This window comes from Silvimonas sp. (assembly GCF_031291215.1).
Lineage (GTDB): Bacteria > Pseudomonadota > Gammaproteobacteria > Burkholderiales > Chitinibacteraceae > Silvimonas > Silvimonas soli.
Genome location: NZ_JARLJK010000152.1, coordinates 1 through 1,819, shown reverse-complemented (window position 1 = coordinate 1,819; position 1,819 = coordinate 1). Strand labels below are relative to the sequence as shown.

The following is a 1,819-nucleotide window of genomic DNA, read 5'->3' as shown; positions in this document are numbered from 1 at the left end:
TCCAGACGTTAGTCGTAGATCTAAGACCAATATCTCGCTGGTTGCCTGGTTGGTGTGCAGAGACAGTAGCGCCAGTGCATCGGCAGAAGCTGGCACCAGGGAGAGGATAGCGATGAATAATTCGTTTGCGCGGCGCGCGGCTGCGCTCATGGTCGCCACCGCAATGGTGGTGCCTGCGGTAGCAATGGCCAGCCCGGCGCACAAGAAGGGCAGCAGCCACGAGGCAGAGCTCGAAGCGCGTCTGAAAAAGCTGGAACAGGAAGTGACGGACTTGCGCGACGCGCTGAAGACCGCACACGCCGATACGACCCAGGCCGCCGCCACGCCGGTTGCCGTGGCCGCCGTCAGCCAAGATGCCGCCGCCGCCCATGCCGAGGCGATTGCCGCGACGCAAACTGCGCAAGCCGCCGATGCGAAAGCGGCCGATGCCGAGCGCAAGATCGCCGCGCTGACCGACGCCACGCCCAAGCTGGGCTTCCATTCGGGCAATTCCACCGTTTCGCTGTCGGGCTATGTCAAGCTGCTCGCCAGCAGTGCGCGTTACAGCGGCGGAGATGTTCCGACCAACACGCTCGGCCGCGATCTTTACTTGCCGCAGTCGGTGCCGGTGTTCAATCCAGCCAGCCCGACTTCGCCGACCCGCGTGACCGATTTCAGCGCGAAACAGACCCGCTTTTGGGTCGATGCCAATACCAAAGTCGGCAACCATGCGCTCAAGGCCTATATCGAATTCGACTTTCAGGCCGCGCCCGGCACGCCGATGGCGCTGGGCCAGGGCACGCAACGCACGACCAACGCCTATGACCTGGCCATGCGGCGCGCGTTCATTCAGTTCGATCGCTGGACCTTTGGTCAGGATTTCACCAACTTTGAAAACGTCGCGGTTCTTCCGGAAAGCACCGACTATGTCGGGGGCATCGACGGTCTGATCTTCATCCGCCAGCCGATGGTGCGCTATGCGCTGCCGTTGCAAAAGGATCTGAAGCTGATCATGGCGGTCGAAAATCCGGAAACCGCTTCGTCCACGTCAGGCTCTGCGGCGCTCATCGAAAATGGTGAAGACCATGCCCCCGACGCCACCGCGCGGCTGGAATATACCGGCAAGTTCGGCTTTCTCGATCTGGCGACGCTCTGGCGGCAATTGCGGATCGACAATGCCAAGGGCGGCGCTGCCCATATCACCGATTCGCGCCTCGGTTGGGGCGTCAGCGCTTCGGGCAAACTGTTCCTTAACGAAAGCCACAGCAGCGATCTGCGTTTCCAGGCGACGTATGGCGAAGGGATCGGCCGCTACATGGGTCTGAACTTCAGCCCCGACGCGGTGCTTCAGTCAAACGGATTGCTGGCCTCGGTGCGCAATCTCGGCATCTATGGCGCGGGCCATATTGCGCTCAATTCCCAATGGCGCGTCAACGTGATCGGCAGCTATCAGAGAGTGTCTTATGCCGATGGCCTCGATCGCAGTGCGGAGGGCATTGGCGCCTATAACCGCGAAGCCTGGAGCGCTGCGGGCAACCTGTTCTATTCCCCGGTCACCAATGTCGATCTGGGCGTCGAATATCGTCACGGCAACCGCGAACTGGTGAACACGCTGAACGGCCATGTCGATCGTCTGGACTTTGCTGCAAAATATAGCTTCTGATGCATGATCGGCGCGGTCTATTCGGCTGCGTGGCTCAATAAAAACATAAAAAAGGGGGGAGGCGGTTCCGGCCATCGGGCCGCCTCCTGCATACCGGCAACGCGCAGGCGCCGTTGCCAACGGGAAGGGATCCGGCAACCATGGCATCGACATTCGACGACATACCCAAACATCACG

Annotated in this window: 1 protein-coding gene; it reads left to right on the top strand. The window is 61.0% G+C overall.

Annotated features, from left to right (window positions below):
* Positions 1-148 precede the first annotated feature (148 nt).
* On the top strand, positions 149-1,642 hold the full coding sequence (locus tag P4L78_RS22740) for a DcaP family trimeric outer membrane transporter (protein WP_309330963.1): 1,494 nt from the start codon (positions 149-151) through the stop codon (positions 1,640-1,642).
* Positions 1,643-1,819: the final 177 nt, after the last annotated feature.